The sequence below is a fragment of the Thiothrix fructosivorans genome, from assembly GCF_017349355.1.
GTDB classification, from domain to species: Bacteria; Pseudomonadota; Gammaproteobacteria; order Thiotrichales; family Thiotrichaceae; genus Thiothrix; species Thiothrix fructosivorans.
Window position 1 is genome coordinate 669,938 of sequence record NZ_JAFMPM010000008.1, and the last position, 16,276, is coordinate 686,213.

Here is a 16,276-nt window from a genome sequence, read left to right on the forward strand (position 1 = left end):
TACGATTTGTGGGGGATTTTATGCTATGTTCATGTGACTGCAACCTAGCATAAATGAGGAGGATAAATGAAAGTCAAAGACATCATGAATAAAAGCGTGAAAACCGCTAATCCCAATACCCCAGTACGCGATCTTGTTGAAGTCATGTGCTTCAACAAAATCAGTGGTATGCCGGTGGTAGATGATAACAATAACGTCGTCGGTGTGATTTCTGAAAAAGATGTGTTGCGAAAAATGTTCCCTGACATTTCAGAGGTTGCTCGTGAAGAAGGTGTGCCCGATTTCGAGAAAATGGAGAAAGGCTACAGCGACGCTTTGAGCTTAAAAGCCAGTGATCTGATGAGCAAGTTGGTTGCCTCTGCAAGCCCTGAAATGCCGCTAATGAAGGCGGTTTCCATTATGTGCGTGCAGAAAATTCGCCGTATTCCTGTCGTTGAAGCAGGCAAGTTGGTAGGCATTATTAGCCTTGGCGATGTGCATAAAGCAATCTTCGCAAATTCTTTAAAAGGCGCTTGACAGAAGCGGCGGATTCCTTCAGAATTCGCCTCTCTTTAGCCGTGGGGCTATAGCTCAGCTGGGAGAGCGCTACAATGGCATTGTAGAGGTCAGCGGTTCGATCCCGCTTAGCTCCACCAAATTTGACCGATGTGCGAGGTTTTTATGGATCGCCTAGGTCGTTACAGCTTAATTGCTGGTCTGGTTATCACTGTGGTTGGCCTGATATTCGGGTTTTACTTCATGTTTACCGACAGCGATGAGCTGGCGAAAATGTTTTTAATGGCAGTGCCACTCGGTTTTTTGATTACATTTGCCGGGTTATCTACCATCATCCTGTTTTCACCAAGAGACAGTGATGAATAAGTTTTGAAAGTTTATATCAGCGACCCTATCGTCTAGAGGCCTAGGACACGACCCTTTCACGGTTGTAACTGGGGTTCGAATCCCCATAGGGTCGCCACTTTTTTCAAAGCTATGCTATACGTAGCATTACAGGTTCAATCAGCGACCCTATCGTCTAGAGGCCTAGGACACGACCCTTTCACGGTTGTAACTGGGGTTCGAATCCCCATAGGGTCGCCACTTTTTTCTCCCTCCGAATACTTCCTCTCCCCATCCCATTCTCAAGTCAAAAAAGTTTATACTACTGGCTTGCTGTGCACCTTACTCTTGCAGGGATGGAGAATAATAATGGGTTATCAATTTCGTCGCATTTTGTCTTGGTTGTGTGTCGGTCTGCTACTGTTGTCATTCGGGCAAGGTAGAGCGGAAGACGTAGCCGTAGCACCTGCTACGACACTGCCACATTACACGAACGAAGAGCTACTGACGCAAATGTTAGTGGTGGATGTGTCAGAACGTACCTTGGACAATAGTCCCGCATTAGCGGTAACGTTTTCACAGGATCTTGACCCTACCCAAGATCACAATAGCTTCATTACGCTAACGGCTGCCGGTAAGAGAGTCGAAGGCAGTTGGGTACTAGCGAACGAGCCACGCCGTCTATTTTTCAGCAATATCAAGCCACAAACAGATTATCGGATACAAATCAGACCGGGTGTGACCAGCAAGAATGCGCTTAAATTGCACAAGCCGTCGGATAGCACTCTGAAAACCCGTGATATGACACCCGCGTTTGACTTTGCCACTACTGGGAGTATTTTGCCCGCTAAATTGACGGGTGGTTTGCCAATTCGCGTGGTGAATGTCGCGGAATTGGATATTGAACTCCTGCGAGTGCAACCCGAAAAGCTGCCTGAAATGTTAAAGACCGTTTCACTCGGTGGACGCTTATCACAGTGGCAGCTTGACGATATTCACGCTGTTACCGAAAGTGTTTATTCCCGTCGTTACGTCACTGATGCCAAGCCTAATGCGCGTACTTCCTTGCTCATTCCGGTGGAAGATATTCAGGAGTTGAAAACGCCGGGGCTGTATTTTGCGGTGATGCGCGAACCGGGTCGTTTCAATGACGAGGCTTACCGCATTACCCAGTTTGTGGTGACGAATATTGGTTTGCATGTCCGTCTGTATTCACGCGGCTTAGAAATATTCGCCAATGCCTTGGATACCGGCAAACCCATGCAGGGCGTGCAACTGAAATTACAGGGCGAAAAAGAAACCCTGACGCTGGAAACGGATGCAGCGGGTCATGTCAGTTTTGAGCATCGCCCACAAGGGGAACTCTTGCTGACCGCACAGCATGAGGCGCAATTTGCCTTCCTTGATATGCGCGAATCCGCCTTGGATTTATCAGAATACCCCGTGACGGGTGTTGCGGATAAACCGATTGCCCCGTTTGTGTACAGTACGCGTGACTTATTCCGTCCCGGTGAACCGATGGACTTGTCGGTATTGTTGCGAGATCGTGATGGCAAGGCGGTTTCTGCCAACAACCTGCATTTACGCATTGTGCGCCCCGATACCAAGCCCTTGTTGGAAGAAAATCTCTTGGCGGCGAATGCTGATCTGGGTTTTTTCACCTACCGCTTAGCGATTCCTGCGGATGCGCCGACCGGAAGCTGGAAAGCAGAAATCCGTATTAACGCCAAAGATACTGCCCCCATCAGTAGTTTCACTTTCCATGTGGAAGAATTCATGCCAGAGCGCATGAAACTGGCGTTGAGCGTTGAAGATAAGCTATTGATGAAAGGCGATAAGTTGGTGGTTGCTGCGCAAGGGGATTACTTGTACGGCGCACCTGCTAGTGGGAACAAGTTGACAGCAGCACGCACGGTGAGTGTGAATCGCCATCCACTGGACACTTTCAAGGATTACTATTTTGGTGATCCTGCCGATGACAAATTGGTGAGCCACGAAGATTTGCCTGAAGTGATCCTCAATGCCACGGGTGGTGGGTTTGTGGAAAGCCCTGCCTTGGAAGGTAAGATCAGTTCACCCTTAACCATGAGTGTGATTGGCAGTTTGCACGAAACCGGCGGGCGTAGCGTAACCCGCACACTTGATGTCCCGTTTTGGCCGAGTCAAAATTTAGTCGGTATTCGTCCGTTATTTAGCAAGGATACCGTCGATGGCAATAGTGAAGCCGCCTTTGAGCTGGTGCGTCTGAATGCAGAAGGCAAAGCCGCTCCCGCCACCCAGCCGTTAGCCGTGACCTTGGTGAGTGAAGAAAAAGACTATTTCTGGGAATACAACAGTGCGGAAGGGTGGCAGCGGAAGGATATTGCCAGCGAATATCCTACCGTCCAGAAAAAAATCACGCTGGATGCGAATGCACGCGGTCAGGCGGCGTTTGCGGTGCAATCCGGTTATTACCGCTTGGAAGTGGAAGATGCGGAAACGGGTTTGAAAGCGGTTTACCCGTTCCATGCTGGTTGGGATTGGGAACAGAGTGAAAATAACGCTGCTCGCCCCGATCAGATCGAATTAGCCCTCGATAAAGCCAAATACCGTGCGGGGGATGTGGCGAAATTGAAGATTACCCCGCCTGCTGCGGGTGAAGCGCTGGTCGCGGTGGAAGGGGAGTCGTTACTGTGGTCAAAGCACCTCAGTTTACCGGCGGAAGGGCTGACCGTGGATATTCCAGTCGATGCGGCGTGGGAGCGGCATGATTTATACATCACTGTCACCGCCTTCCGCCCTGCGAGTCGCCAGCAAAACATCACGCCCAATCGAGCGCTGGGCGTGATTTTCCTGCCCTTGGATCGTGAAGAGCGGCGATTGAACGTGAAGATTGCTGCTGCTGAAAAAGTTCGTCCTGACCAAACGGTCAGCGTGACGGTGAGTGCGGATAACCTCAATAACGAAACCGCACTAGTGACGTTAGCGGCAGTGGATGCGGGTGTCTTAAGCATTACCGATTTTAAAAGCCCTGACCCGTTGGCATTTTATTTTTCACAGCACGCTTATGCGGCGAGTCTGTATGACGCTTACGGCAAGATTATTGAAAGTGTCGAGGGCGCCCCGTTGCGGCAACGCTTCGGTGGGGATGTGGCAACACGGCGCGGTGGCACATTGGCACAAGCGGATGCGCGGATTGTGGCGTTGTTTAGCGGTGCAGTGGTGTTTAACGCGGAAGGCAAAGCCAACATCGACCTGCCGTTACCGGGGTTCGATGGCACGTTGCGCTTGATGGCAGTCGCCGCTTCGGAGGAGCGCTTTGGCAGTGCGGAACGCGAGATGACCGTAGCCTCGCCTGTGGTGGCAAGTTTAGCGGCTCCACGTTTTCTGGCGGCAGGTGACAGCAGTTTCTTGACGGTGGATTTGAACAATACGACCACCGAGGCACAAACCGTGCAGGTAAATATTACCAGCAATGCGTTGCTGACGGGTGTGACAGATGCGCGTGAAGTCATCTTGGCGGCGGGTAAGCGCGAAACCTTGCGCTTACCGTTGTCAGCGCATCAAACCTTCGGGATGGGGCAGATTAATTTGGAACTGGTGGGCAAGGGTTTCACGGCACGGCGGCAGCTTCAGCTCGCGGTGCGTCCTGCCTATCCGGCGCAATACTTGGCACAAAACCGTGCATTGAAAGCGGGTGAAAGCATGGTGCTGGATGCTACCACGTTGCAAGGTTTTCTACCGGCTGGCTTAAAAGCCAATTTGAGTCTGGCGGCAACACCCGCGTTGCCTATGCGCAGTGCTTTGCAGGGCTTGTTACAGTACCCCTACGGTTGTTTAGAACAAACCACTAGCAGTGCATGGCCTTACTTGTTTTTAGATGCGAGTGTGTCCGAACAGTTAGGTTTGGCGCCGCTAGAAATGAAAGAACGCAATGAACGGGTGACAGCAGCATTGTTGCGGCTATCCGGTATGCAGTTAGCGAACGGTGGTTTCACGCTGTGGGGCGAGGCAGGTGGTGCGCAGGAAGAGTATTGGTTGACGCCGTATGTGACGGATTTCTTGCTGGATGCGCAAGAGCAAGGCTTTATCGTGCCGGATTGGTTATTGCAACGCGCTTTGCAAAATCTGGAAGAGCGCTTGGCGGAAGGCGAGCACGATACTGCCAGTCGCTATGAGTTCTCTGAAACACCGGAGCATGTGGATTTTGCGGCACGGGCTTATGCGGGTTACGTCTTGTCGCGGGTCAAACGTGCTTCGCCCGGTACGTTGAAAGTGCTGTACGACAAGGATGCAGGCAAAGCCGTCGCCGGTTTACCGCTGGTGCATTTAGGGCTGGCACTACGCAAAGGCGGTGATTTGAAGCGCGGTGATGACGCGATTCAACGCGGTTTGGCGCTGGTGCGCGATGAGCAGAAATACTTAGGCGATTACGGAAGTCGGTTGCGTGATCAAGCAGGGATGTTGTATTTGTTGTTACGCCATAAAATAGCGCTGCCCAATCAAGCGACTGAGATTACCAAGTTGGCGGATTTGCTACATAACCGTAATTATTTCAGCACCCAAGAACAATTGTTTGTGTTCTTGGCAGGTTTGCAAGTGCAGGAAAAAGCCAAAGCAAGCTGGCACGCTGCCTTGAAAGTGGGCAATGACAGCGTGGCTTTGTCAGGCAGTAAAGCTGCGTATCGTGCGGTGACGGCAGAGGAATTCCAGCAAGGGCTGAGCATTACGGCTACCGACCCGTTATACGTTGCATTGAGCGTCGATGGTTATCCCGTAGCGCCGCCCGCACCCGACAGTGACCCGATTGAAGTGCAGCGGCAGTGGTATGGGATGGATGGTAAGCCCGTCAAGCCGGAGGCGCTGCAAGTCGGTTCACTATTGTTAACGCACTTGATGGTGAGCAGTAGCACGGATATTAACGATGCGCTGGTGGTGGATTTACTGCCTGCGGGTTTCGAGCTGGAAAATACCAACCTGCAAACCAATGAGTCGCTGGAAGGGTTGCAATTGGAAGGCATGGATAAACCCGTGCTGGAATTACTGAGCAGTAGCGTGCCGCGTACTCAAGAATTCCGTGATGACCGTTACGTGGCGGCATTGCCGTTAAAAGCGAAGACCCGCCACCATTTGTTCTATCTGACGCGGGTGGTTTCCACGGGTAAATTCAGCGTGCCGCCGACCTATGTGGAAGACATGTATCGCCCAGAATTGAATGGTGTGGGGGCTACACCGGCGGCAATGGTGATTCCATAAGCGTGCTGAGGTGGCAGGTAGGGCGTTACGCGCTGTGGTTAGTTGGCGTGCCAATGCTGTGCTTGCTGCTGTTTTTATTAGCGGATCGGTGGTGGGCATTGCCTAACCCTGAGCGGGTACGCAGCGTGTTGATTCTGGCTCAAGATCGCACGCCGTTACGCGCCTTTGCGGACAGTGACGGCGTGTGGCGTTACCCCGTGACCTTGGATGAAGTGTCGCCGCTGTACGTGCAAGCCTTGCTGGCATACGAAGATCGTTGGTTTTACCAGCACCCCGGTATTAATCCGTTGGCGTTATTGCGGGCGGGGTGGCAGTGGCTGCGCGGCGGACGGGTTATTTCGGGCGGGTCAACCTTGACCATGCAGGTGGCGCGTATTCTTGAGCCACATCAACGCAATATGGGTGGCAAGCTCTGGCAAATGTTCCGTGCTTTACAGCTTGAATGGCATTACAGCAAGGCGGAGATCCTCACCTTTTACCTCAATCTTGCGCCCTTCGGGGGGCCGATTGAAGGCGTGCAAACCGCGAGCTTTGCGTGGTTACACAAACCTGCCTTGGCACTGAGTCATGCGGAAGCGGCTTTGTTGGCGGTATTGCCACAAGCGCCGTCACGCTTACGCCCCGACCGTCACCCCGAATTGGCGCAACGTTACCGCGATAAAGTGTTACAACGTATGGCAACGCAAGGCATTTGGACGCAGGCGGTGGTCGATGATGCCCTGACTGAACCCGTGATGCGTTCCCGCTTTCAACAGCCGCTGGTTGCGCCTTTGTTTGCTGAGCGCATGAAAGCGCACGCCGTTGAGCGCAAGGTGGCACGGCTGCAAACGACCTTGGATACCAATGCGCAATGGGTGGTGGAAAATGTCGTGCGGACGCGGGTGGAGAGTTTGCCGGATAAAGCGTCCATCGGTGTATTAGTGGTGGAAAATAAAACAGGGTATGTGCGGGCGTATGCCGGATCGGCTAATTTTCACAGCGTGGAACGCTTTGGGCATGTGGACATGGTGCAGGCGGTGCGTTCCCCCGGTTCAACCTTGAAGCCATTTTTGTATGGCATGGCGTTGGATGATGGCTTGGTGCATTCCGCCAGTTTGCTGAGTGATGTGCCCGTGAAGTTGACGGATTATGCGCCGCAGAATTTTGTACGGCACTTTTCGGGTGCGGTGAGTGTGGCGCAGGCGTTGCAGCAATCCTTGAATATTCCGGCGGTGGATATGCTGCAACGCTTGACCCCGACGGGTTTTGTGGCAAGGCTGCGCAATGGCGGGGTGGTGATTACTTTTCCAGAGCAAGCCGAACCGAATTTGAGCGTGATTTTGGGTGGGGCAGGCACGACGCTGGAAGATTTAGTGCGTGGCTTTAGTGCCTTTGCGCGGGCGGGGATGAGCGTTAAACCGCGTTTTCTGGCAGATGAGCCATTGGTCGAGCGGCGGCTATTATCAGCGGGGGCGGCGTGGATTATTCAGGCAATTTTGCGGGATATTCCTGCGCCAGAAGGCAGTGTAAATAGCGCGGGGATTGCGTGGAAAACAGGGACAAGCTACGGTTTTCGGGATGCGTGGGCAGTGGGCGTGAGCGATGCGTATACCGTGGGCGTGTGGACAGGTCGCCCGGATGGTACGCCGTTGCCGGGAAGTATTGGTGCGGCGGCGGCGGGACCCATTTTGTTTGATGTGTTTCGAGCGCTACCGAAACAGGCAGTAGCAAACATGCGGCATCGTCCGGCGGAAGTGACTTCAACCGATATTTGCTGGCCACTGGGTGAAAGCGCGGCAACAACTGCGCCGGAACATTGCCATGTGCGCCAGCAAGCGTGGATTTTGGAGGGGCGTGTGCCGCCAACTTTGCCACATTTACAGCACTATTCGTGGTCGGCTGGCTTGCAAACCTATTGGGTGAATCCGCAGACGGGCTTGCGCGTGACGGCTGCTTGCACTGCTCCGCAGCGGGAAACGTGCCAAGTGGCACAATGGCCGCTGGAATTGCAGCCCTGGTTGGCGAATACGGTGTTGGAACAAATCCGTTTACCCGTATTTGATGCGAGTTGCCCATCCGGTAGTGAGTATCAGGGCGGGGCGCAATTGGCGATGCGTCATTTGGATGACAGTACGCGCTTATTTTTGCCTAAAGCCCGTGCAGGGCAACCTGCTACAGGTGTGACCGTCGATTTGCGAGCAGAAGGTGGGGTGGGGCAGCATGTTTGGTTGGTAAATGGTGCACTGGCGGGTGTTGATGCAACTCAGCACGGCTTGCGCTATACGTTTACGCGTGCGGGTGATTACGATTTAACTGTATTTGATACGGCGGGATCGGTGGATAAGGTGGTGATTCGGGTGATCAGTCCGCCGTAAGCCGTGGTTATGGTTATGCAGGGGAGTTACACGGGCAGGTGGATGCGGACGCGTGCGCCGACGTAAGGCGATACCAGCAATTCGATCTTGCCACCAATCGCGGAGACGATTTCGGTGCTGACCGCCATGCCAATGCCTTGTCCGTCGCTTTTGCTGTCTTCACGCACGCCGCGTTGCAGCAATTTGGAGGGATTGTCAATCGGGAAGCCTAAGCCGTCGTCGTCGATGTCAATGACCAGCATATTGTTGTCTTGGTGGGCGGAGACTTCCACAATATCTTGGCAGAAACGGCAGGCGTTATTCAGCAGGTTGCCGAATAATTCCATCATGTCTTCCGCATCCATCCGGCACTTGGCGTATTCGTCAGCGGTGATGCGAATCTCGAATGGTTTGTCACGGTAAACTTTCTGTAAGGTTTCGCGTAAGCGGAACAGCACAGGGCGAATCGGTTGTGACAGAATCATTGCGCCTTGATTCGTGACCATAGCACGGCGTAATTGATGCCCGATAATTTCACGGATACGCTCAATTTGTTTTTCAAACACGTTAATCGCGATGCCGACATACGGGTCATGTTCAGCAGCATCGCGATGCAATTGATCCAGTTGGTGTTGCATCGCCGTCAACGGTGTTTTGATGCTGTGAGCTAGGTCATCCAGTGTGTCTTTGTAACGTTGTTTTTGACCTTTTTCGTAGCTCAGCAAGCCATTCAAAGCATTTTTAACGGGGAGTAATTCTTCGGGGTAATTGTCTTCAATCGTTTCCTTTTCGCCCGCTTCAATCGACTTGACTTCTTTTTCAAACTCTTTAATCGGCGCAACTACCCAGAAACTTAGGGCTAGCTGGGCGATCAGCACCAAGACGGCGGATAGGAAAAACAGTACCGCAAATTTCTGGCGCATGTCCTGCATTTCTTTTTCAATGTCCGCAATGGCAACGCCAACCACGAACTGATACAGACCGAAATTGGGCTGCGAAAATGTTTGAATTGCCAGTACGTATTGCTGGTTATACATCTGTTTGATGAGCGGGTCATCTTCGAGTCTCGCCGAATTTTGGGGCGGCAGTGGGTGCAGTTTAGCAAAATCAGGCTCAAAGCTGCCCGCTTGTTTTTTCTCTAAATTAAAGCGTAGGTAGTAATCATCTTCGACCAAGTCATTCGGCTTACTTAAAGTGGAAGCGCTCCAGACCACTTTACCCGTGTTAGCATCCAACACATAAGCAAAGTGATTTTGTGTGACATCATCGAGCTTATGATCACCGATCATTTTTTTCGCATTCGCCTGCATATCAGCATCGGGTAAGATCTCGAATCGACCATTCCCAACATTAAAGTTCAGAAAACCCAGTACATCGTAGGAAATTTCTTTTAGCTCATTTTGCTTTTGTTCAATTTTATAGCTCAATGAGAACCAGTACAACATGGCACCGAGCATGACAATGCCGACCATAATGACACCGAAGCCACTGATTAATTGGCGACTACGAAGGGAGCTGATCATAGGAGCGCTTACCCGATTTATTATTTATTATGTACGTGCGAGAGTGAAACGGTAGCCACGTCCACGCAGGGTTTCGATAGGTTTCAACGTATCGTCTGGATCGAGTTTGATACGCAAGCGCCGAATAAACACCTCGATAACATTGCTGTCACGGTCAGTGTCTTCTTCATACAAACTGTCGGTTAGACGCGTTTTGGAAATCACTTCGCCCGCGTGCAAGATGAGGTGTTCCAGTACGCGGTATTCGTAAGCCGTTAAAATGACTTCGGTTTCATTCACATATACGCGTTGTTCGGAGGTGTTCAGGCGAATTGGCCCACAATGGAGTTCGGCTTGTGTCCAACGCCCTGTACGGCGCAATTGCACACGCAGACGCGCAATCAATTCTTCCGTGTGGAATGGCTTGGTTACGTAGTCGTCAGCGCCTGCTTCCAAGCCCTCGACTTTACTTTGCCAACGGTCACGGGCGGTCAGAATAATGATCGGATAGTCCAAACCCTTAGCACGAATGGCACGGATAATGTCCAGCCCCAAATCATTATTAACAGCCCCACCTTTGGAATTAGGCAAGCCTAAATCAATGACCGCAACATCAATCGGGTATTCGAGGGCAACATACAGCCCTTGAGAGCCATCCGCAGCGAGGTCTACCGTAAAGCCACTTTTTTTAAGGTCTTCCGCAACCTGTTCGCGGATAATATTTTCGTCTTCTATGATGAGTACGCGCATGACAACGATTTTTCCTGTTCGTCAATCGTAATGGTTCAATAAAAAAGCAATCATACACCAGCTTACGGGGAATAAAAAACAATCAATAGTGTTTATTAGTAAAAATTATAAAAAAATACCCGGCGATTCGTGTGAATGACCGGGTATTCAAGTGAAATATTAACTGCTTTCAATGATTTTTAGCTGATACTTCAGCTACTACACGCAACCTTTATTGTTAGGTATTCCCCTTCCAGCGAGAGCATCCTAACAACATGACAATCGGGAAAACCGGGCAAGGGCTTTTCCTGAATTGACAATACTCGACCTTTGTATGTTGCTCTGACTTTCGACAGCACAGCATCGCGCCCGATGGGCTCATCGGGTTTGCTGCGTTGCAATGAAATTTTCTTTTCACTGTCCGCCGCATTCGCAATACCCGGTAGCATGGTGGTAGCAGCACCCGCAACCATCATTACGCCGCAAAATGCGGCAAGCATGGATCTTTTGGAATCCATCGTTTTTCCCCTGTTACATAAAAAATAAGCATAAGCCGCAAAAGCTATCTCTATACCGAGATGAGTAAATTATTGAGTAGTATATTAATCACTCAAAACTGAATGGGCGGTGAATACCTATTAGTTAAATTTATTTATCGTTATGATAAATATAGGAAATGCTTAAAGGATAAGCGAAACTAATTTTCTATTTTCTGGTCGTAAAAACCCCTGTTTCTAACAGTTCTTGCAAGGTGTCGAAGCACGCTGATTCCGTCAAAAAATGGGCGTAATCTTTGGGGATGAGCACGGAGGATTTGCACAGGTATTCAATAAATTGAAGGTGTTGGCTAGCAAGGTCATAATGGTTTCCATTCGCAAACAAGTGCAGTTCGTTGCCTGATAGAAAGTACATAAGCCGCGCATCTAGTGTTTTTTCAAACTTTTTTTTCTGCCGGATGAGTCTGCTCAGTTCGGCACGGCTGACCGCTTCGCCTTCTGCTTGCACGGCATTGGCTTTAGGGGAGGTTAGGTACTTTCCTAACCATTGTTGCAACGACTGTTCATCTTGCGGCAGTGCATCGACTAAAAAATCGACTAAACGATCCATATCCGTGGCGGTTAGTTCACCGGGGTTGCCTTGCTGCTGGCGTTCAGTATCGCTGAAACGTTGTTTGAGGCGTTCATCGTCCAAGGAATCTTCGAGCAACTTTTCTAGCATATCGGCTTGAGAAGGGGCGCGGAAACCAACGGAATATGTCATGCACTCGTTCAGTGCGACCCCATAATGTGGCACATTGGGTGGCAGGTAGAGCAAATCGCCCGGCTCGACAATCCACTCCTGTTCCGCGCTGAAATCACGCATGATGCGTAATTCCAAGTCAGGCAGGAAATTGTCTGGGGGCGTGGGTTGGGTGGTGATTTGCCAGCGGCGTTGCCCTTGTGCTTGCAGCAGGAATACGTCGTATTGGTCAACATGCGGGCCAACCGAACCGCCTTCCACCGCAAAGCTGATCATCAAGTCGTCGATGCGCCAGTCGGGGATGAAGCGAAACGGCTCGATAATGGCTTTTAATTCGGGCAAATGCTGATCGGTATCGTTGACTAGCAATGTCCAATGCGTTTCTGGCAAATTGCTGAAATCGTCGTCGTCGAACGCGCCGTGGCGGACTTCCCACGGGTGTGCGCCGCCTTGTTCGATAACGATACGAGCGGCATCGGTTTCACACGCCAAACCCGCGAGTTCGTCTTGCGTGATGGGCGATTGAAAATTCGGGAACGCATTACGGATTAGTAAAGGCTTTTTTTGCCAGTAATCACGCAGAAATTCTTCAACGGAAATATCACCAAACATGCCAGCCATGTTACACCGCCTTGGCTTGCGCGATGGCATTACCGATATATGTTGCTGGTGTCATCGCTATCAGCGCATCTTTGGCTTCCTGCGGCATATCCAGCGTATTGACGAATTCGCGCAAGCCTTCGGGCGTGATGCGTTGCCCACGGGTCAGAGCTTTGAGCTTTTCGTAGGGCTGTTCGATGCCGTAGCGGCGCATCACGGTTTGGATGGGTTCGGCAAGTACTTCCCAGTTGGCATCGAGGTCGGCAGCGGTGCTGGCGACGTTGACTTCGAGTTTGCTGATACCTTTTAAGGCGGATTGGTAGGCAATTAAGGAATGCCCCAAGCCTACGCCGAGGGTGCGCAACACCGTTGAGTCGGTGAGGTCACGTTGCCAGCGCGAAATCGGCAGTTTTTGTGCCAGATGCGTCATCAGCGCGTTGGCAATGCCGAGGTTGCCTTCGGCGTTTTCAAAGTCGATGGGGTTGACTTTGTGTGGCATGGTGGATGAACCGACTTCGCCCGCGATGACTTTTTGCTTGAAATGCCCTAGGGAAATGTAGCTCCACACGTCGCGGCAGAAGTCGATCAGGATAGTGTTGAAGCGCACCACAGCATCGAAGGTTTCGGCGATGTAATCGTGCGGTTCGATTTGGGTGGTGTACGGATTCCACGTCAAGCCGAGGGAAGTGACGAATTGTTCGGCGGTGGCTTGCCAGTCAATGTCGGGGTAGGCGCTGAGGTGGGCGTTGTAGTTACCGACTGCACCGTTGATTTTGCCGAAATATTGGGTGGCAAGAATCTGTTGTTGTTGGCGTTGCAGGCGATAGGCGGTATTCGCCATTTCTTTGCCCAAGGTGGTCGGGGTGGCGGGTTGTCCGTGAGTGCGTGAGAGCAGCGGGATCTCGGCATAGTCGTGCGCGAGTTGGCGGATCGCACCGAGGGTGGCAGCGAGTTCCGGCTGAATCACCTGTTCCATGCCGCCTTTGAGCATGAGGGCGTGGGAGAGGTTGTTGATGTCTTCGGAGGTGCAGGCGAAGTGGATGAATTCGCTGACGGCTTCTAGCGCAGCTTGCCCTGCAATTTTTTCTTTTAAGTAATACTCGACGGCTTTCACGTCGTGGTTGGTGGTGCGCTCGATGGCTTTGACGCGCAGCGCATCGGTTTCACCGAAGTTGCTGAGGATGCTTTCTAAAAAGGCGTTGGTGTCGGTAGAAAAGGCGGGAACTTCGCTGATTTGCGGGTGTGCGGCGAGCATTTGCAACCAGCGGATTTCGACGAGTACGCGGTGGTAAATCAAGCCGTATTCGCTGAACCACGGGCGTAATGCCGCTGTTTTGCTGGCATAACGCCCGTCAGTAGGGGAAAGAGCGGTGAGTGCAGAAAGTTCCATGCCGTATCCTGAGCCAAAAGTCTGAAAGGCTGGGATTGTACCGCAAATTCATCGGGTGTTAAGCCTGTTAATGTGGGTGGTAAGAGAGAATTGAGGGGATTCGATGAATAATTTTTGTTGTCATGGGCATAAGATGTGTTAAATAATGCGCATCAAGCAAAGTTTACAATAGGGGGCTGTATTGGAACTTTTACGTCCGATAGCGCATGTGCGTTTTGATGAAAAGGGGCTGCCAATTGAGCATTGGTTGGATGAACATCTGCACGACGTTGCTAAATTAGCAGCAGGCTATGCAGCATTGTTTGGTAAGGATTGGGCGCATGTTGCCGGAATCTGGCACGACTTAGGCAAATACAATCCTGAATTCCAACGTTACATCGGCGACAGAACTGGCTACACCGCCGCCAATGCCCACATTGAAACCGATCATGCTCCCGGCAAGGTCAATCACTCCGCTGCTGGTGCGTTGTATGCCGTGCAGAAACATTCTGCGTTGGGCAGAATTCTTGCCTATCTGGTTGCGGGTCATCACTCCGGTTTGCCGGATTGGGTGAAAGATGATGCTGACGGACGTTCATTGGAAGAAATCCTGCAAGACGGTATTCATCTGACTAAAGCCCTGCAAGTACCTATTCCTGATAACATCCTGCAAACGCAAATGCCCAAGTCTTCGCCAGTAGGTGGCATTGATAATGCAGCCTTGTGGATACGGATGCTTTTCTCCTGCCTTGTGGATGCGGATTTTCTGGATACTGAAGTCTTCATGCAGCCCGAAAAGCAGGATTTGCGCGGGCAATACCCTGACCTGAATAGCTTGCTGGCTCGATTCAACGACCACATGGCAGGCTTTGCAGCAAAAGCAGCAGATACGCCAGTTAACCATTTGCGGACGCAAATCCTACGTGATTGCCGGGAAGTCGCAGCAAAACCACCGGGTATATTTTCCCTGACCGTACCAACAGGCGGTGGTAAAACGCTTTCTGGCATGGCCTTTGCGCTGGAACATGCCATCCAGCACGGCAAGCAGCGCGTCATTTACGCCATCCCCTACACCAGCATCATTGAGCAAACCGCCAATATTTACCGCAGCATTTTTGGTAATTGCGTGGTGGAACATCACAGTAATCTTGATCCTGACAAGGAAGATGCCCAAAGCCGCTTGGCAGCGGAAAACTGGGATGCGCCGATTATTGTTACTACTAATGTGCAACTGTTTGAATCACTGTTTGCCAGCCGCACCAGCCGTTGCCGTAAGCTACATAATCTAACCAACAGCGTGATTGTGTTGGATGAAGCGCAATTGTTACCGCCGGAATTCCTGAACCCGATTCTCGGCGTGATGAAAGCCTTGGTGGAACACTACGGTGTGACGTTTGTGCTATCCACGGCTACCCAGCCTGCCTTGCACACTTACCACGACCCGTTTGGCAAAGCCGTAGTGCAAGGGTTTGAAGCCGAGCAAATCAGCGAAATCATGCCAGACCCAGAAGCCCTGTTTGCTGCACTGGAGCGGGTGGAAGTCGAGTTGCCAGATGATTTGATTACCGAACGTTCGTGGGAAGATTTAGCGGAAGAAATAGCTGAACTGGATTCCGTGCTGGTCATTGTCAACACCAAACAGCAGGCAGCAGAACTGTGTCGCTTGTTGCCTCCTGAGACTTACTACCTGACGACCAATTTGTGTGGGGAACACCGTTCTGCGAAATTGAAAGAAATCCGCCAGAGTTTGCAAGACGGTAAACCCGTGCAAGTAGTCAGTACGCAGTTGATTGAAGCCGGGGTTGATGTGGATTTCCCCGTGGTTTACCGGGCGTTAGCTGGGCTGGATTCGATTGCACAAGCGGCGGGGCGTTGCAACCGTGAGGGCAAGCTGTCGGAAAAAGGGCGCGTGGTGGTGTTTGTGCCGCCGCTCAATGCCAAATTACCGGGGCATCTGGGGCGGTCTGTTGCGGTGAGCCGTTCCCTGCTACCGACTTTCGCCGAAGCGCCGTTGCACCATTCGCATTTTCAGATTTATTTTGAGCATTTCTATGCACGGGCTGAATCGCGGGATAAACATGGCATTGTCGATTTGCTTGCCCAGAATGCGCGTGAACTGAAAATCCAGTTCCGCACGGCTGCCCAGCGTTTCCGGCTAATTGATGACGAAGGTTCAGCAGTGCTGGTGACATACGGTGATGGTGCAAAATTGATTGAGCAACTGAAAATCATCGGGCCGAAACGTAACCTGATGCGCAAGCTACAACGCTACACCGTGACGGTGCGTGAACAGGTGAGAAAGCGTCTGTTGCAAGCGGGTGACATTCGCGAGCTTGCCAATCTGCCCGGTATTTACGAGCAAATTACCCCCGGCCTGTATGACGACAAACTTGGATTATTGGTCGATGGCGTATCGCTGTCTGCCGAATCCTTATACCTATGAGGTAAAG

Annotated in this window: 10 protein-coding genes and 3 tRNA genes; 8 read left to right on the plus strand and 5 right to left on the minus strand. The window is 51.5% G+C overall.

Features of this window, described 5'->3' with window-relative positions:
• Nucleotides 1-66 precede the first annotated feature (66 nt).
• The 7 genes from J1836_RS17600 (at nucleotide 67) to pbpC (ending at nucleotide 8,408) form a co-directional block, all read left to right on the plus strand.
• Complete coding sequence (locus J1836_RS17600) at nucleotides 67-516, plus strand: CBS domain-containing protein (RefSeq protein ID WP_207252417.1); 450 nt, start codon at nucleotides 67-69, stop codon at nucleotides 514-516.
• Nucleotides 517-559: 43 nt separating this feature from the next.
• Nucleotides 560-635 (plus strand) — tRNA-Ala (locus J1836_RS17605).
• Between the two features lie 25 nt (nucleotides 636-660).
• Nucleotides 661-861 (plus strand): hypothetical protein, encoded by a 201-nt coding sequence (locus J1836_RS17610; protein ID WP_207252418.1) that lies wholly within the window; start codon nucleotides 661-663, stop codon nucleotides 859-861.
• Nucleotides 862-882: 21 nt separating this feature from the next.
• Nucleotides 883-958, plus strand: a tRNA-Glu gene (locus J1836_RS17615).
• Between the two features lie 46 nt (nucleotides 959-1,004).
• A tRNA-Glu gene (locus tag J1836_RS17620) sits at nucleotides 1,005-1,080 on the plus strand.
• A gap of 108 nt (nucleotides 1,081-1,188) precedes the next feature.
• Entirely contained in the window at nucleotides 1,189-6,054 is a 4,866-nt protein-coding gene (locus tag J1836_RS17625; protein ID WP_207252419.1) for an alpha-2-macroglobulin family protein, read from the plus strand.
• 2 nt (nucleotides 6,055-6,056) lie between these two features.
• On the plus strand, nucleotides 6,057-8,408 hold the full coding sequence (gene pbpC, locus J1836_RS17630) for a penicillin-binding protein 1C (RefSeq protein ID WP_242632904.1): 2,352 nt from the start codon (nucleotides 6,057-6,059) through the stop codon (nucleotides 8,406-8,408).
• 26 nt (nucleotides 8,409-8,434) lie between these two features.
• On the opposite strand, the gene J1836_RS17635 is transcribed toward pbpC, so the two are convergent.
• The 5 genes from J1836_RS17635 to purB all read right to left on the minus strand — a co-directional run bounded on the left by J1836_RS17635 (nucleotide 8,435) and on the right by purB (nucleotide 13,847).
• Nucleotides 8,435-9,910, minus strand: coding sequence for an ATP-binding protein (locus tag J1836_RS17635; protein WP_207252420.1), 1,476 nt, complete (start codon nucleotides 9,908-9,910; stop codon nucleotides 8,435-8,437).
• Nucleotides 9,911-9,937: 27 nt separating this feature from the next.
• A complete protein-coding gene (locus J1836_RS17640; RefSeq protein WP_207252421.1) occupies nucleotides 9,938-10,639 on the minus strand; it encodes a response regulator transcription factor in 702 nt (233 codons plus the stop codon).
• Between the two features lie 191 nt (nucleotides 10,640-10,830).
• Nucleotides 10,831-11,136 carry a hypothetical protein gene (locus tag J1836_RS17645; protein WP_207252422.1) on the minus strand — a complete coding sequence of 102 codons (306 nt, stop codon included), beginning with the start codon at nucleotides 11,134-11,136 and terminating at the stop codon, nucleotides 10,831-10,833.
• A 187-nt stretch (nucleotides 11,137-11,323) separates the two neighbouring features.
• A complete protein-coding gene (locus J1836_RS17650; protein ID WP_242632905.1) occupies nucleotides 11,324-12,478 on the minus strand; it encodes a cupin domain-containing protein in 1,155 nt (384 codons plus the stop codon).
• A gap of 1 nt (nucleotide 12,479) precedes the next feature.
• Complete coding sequence (gene purB / locus J1836_RS17655; protein WP_207252423.1) at nucleotides 12,480-13,847, minus strand: adenylosuccinate lyase; 1,368 nt, start codon at nucleotides 13,845-13,847, stop codon at nucleotides 12,480-12,482.
• Between the two features lie 181 nt (nucleotides 13,848-14,028).
• Between purB and cas3 the strand changes: the two genes are divergently transcribed.
• A complete protein-coding gene (gene cas3 / locus J1836_RS17660) occupies nucleotides 14,029-16,269 on the plus strand; it encodes a CRISPR-associated helicase Cas3' (protein ID WP_207252424.1) in 2,241 nt (746 codons plus the stop codon).
• Nucleotides 16,270-16,276 lie beyond the last annotated feature (7 nt).

Coding starts and splice junctions, on each gene's coding strand:
- purB (WP_207252423.1), bottom strand. CDS start 13,847: ATGGAACTTTCTGCACTCACCGCTCTTTCCCCTACTGACGGGCGTTAT.
- J1836_RS17625 (WP_207252419.1), top strand. CDS start 1,189: ATGGGTTATCAATTTCGTCGCATTTTGTCTTGGTTGTGTGTCGGTCTG.
- J1836_RS17600 (WP_207252417.1), top strand. CDS start 67: ATGAAAGTCAAAGACATCATGAATAAAAGCGTGAAAACCGCTAATCCC.
- J1836_RS17610 (WP_207252418.1), top strand. CDS start 661: ATGGATCGCCTAGGTCGTTACAGCTTAATTGCTGGTCTGGTTATCACT.
- J1836_RS17645 (WP_207252422.1), bottom strand. CDS start 11,136: ATGGATTCCAAAAGATCCATGCTTGCCGCATTTTGCGGCGTAATGATG.
- J1836_RS17650 (WP_242632905.1), bottom strand. CDS start 12,478: ATGGCTGGCATGTTTGGTGATATTTCCGTTGAAGAATTTCTGCGTGAT.
- J1836_RS17635 (WP_207252420.1), bottom strand. CDS start 9,910: ATGATCAGCTCCCTTCGTAGTCGCCAATTAATCAGTGGCTTCGGTGTC.
- J1836_RS17640 (WP_207252421.1), bottom strand. CDS start 10,639: ATGCGCGTACTCATCATAGAAGACGAAAATATTATCCGCGAACAGGTT.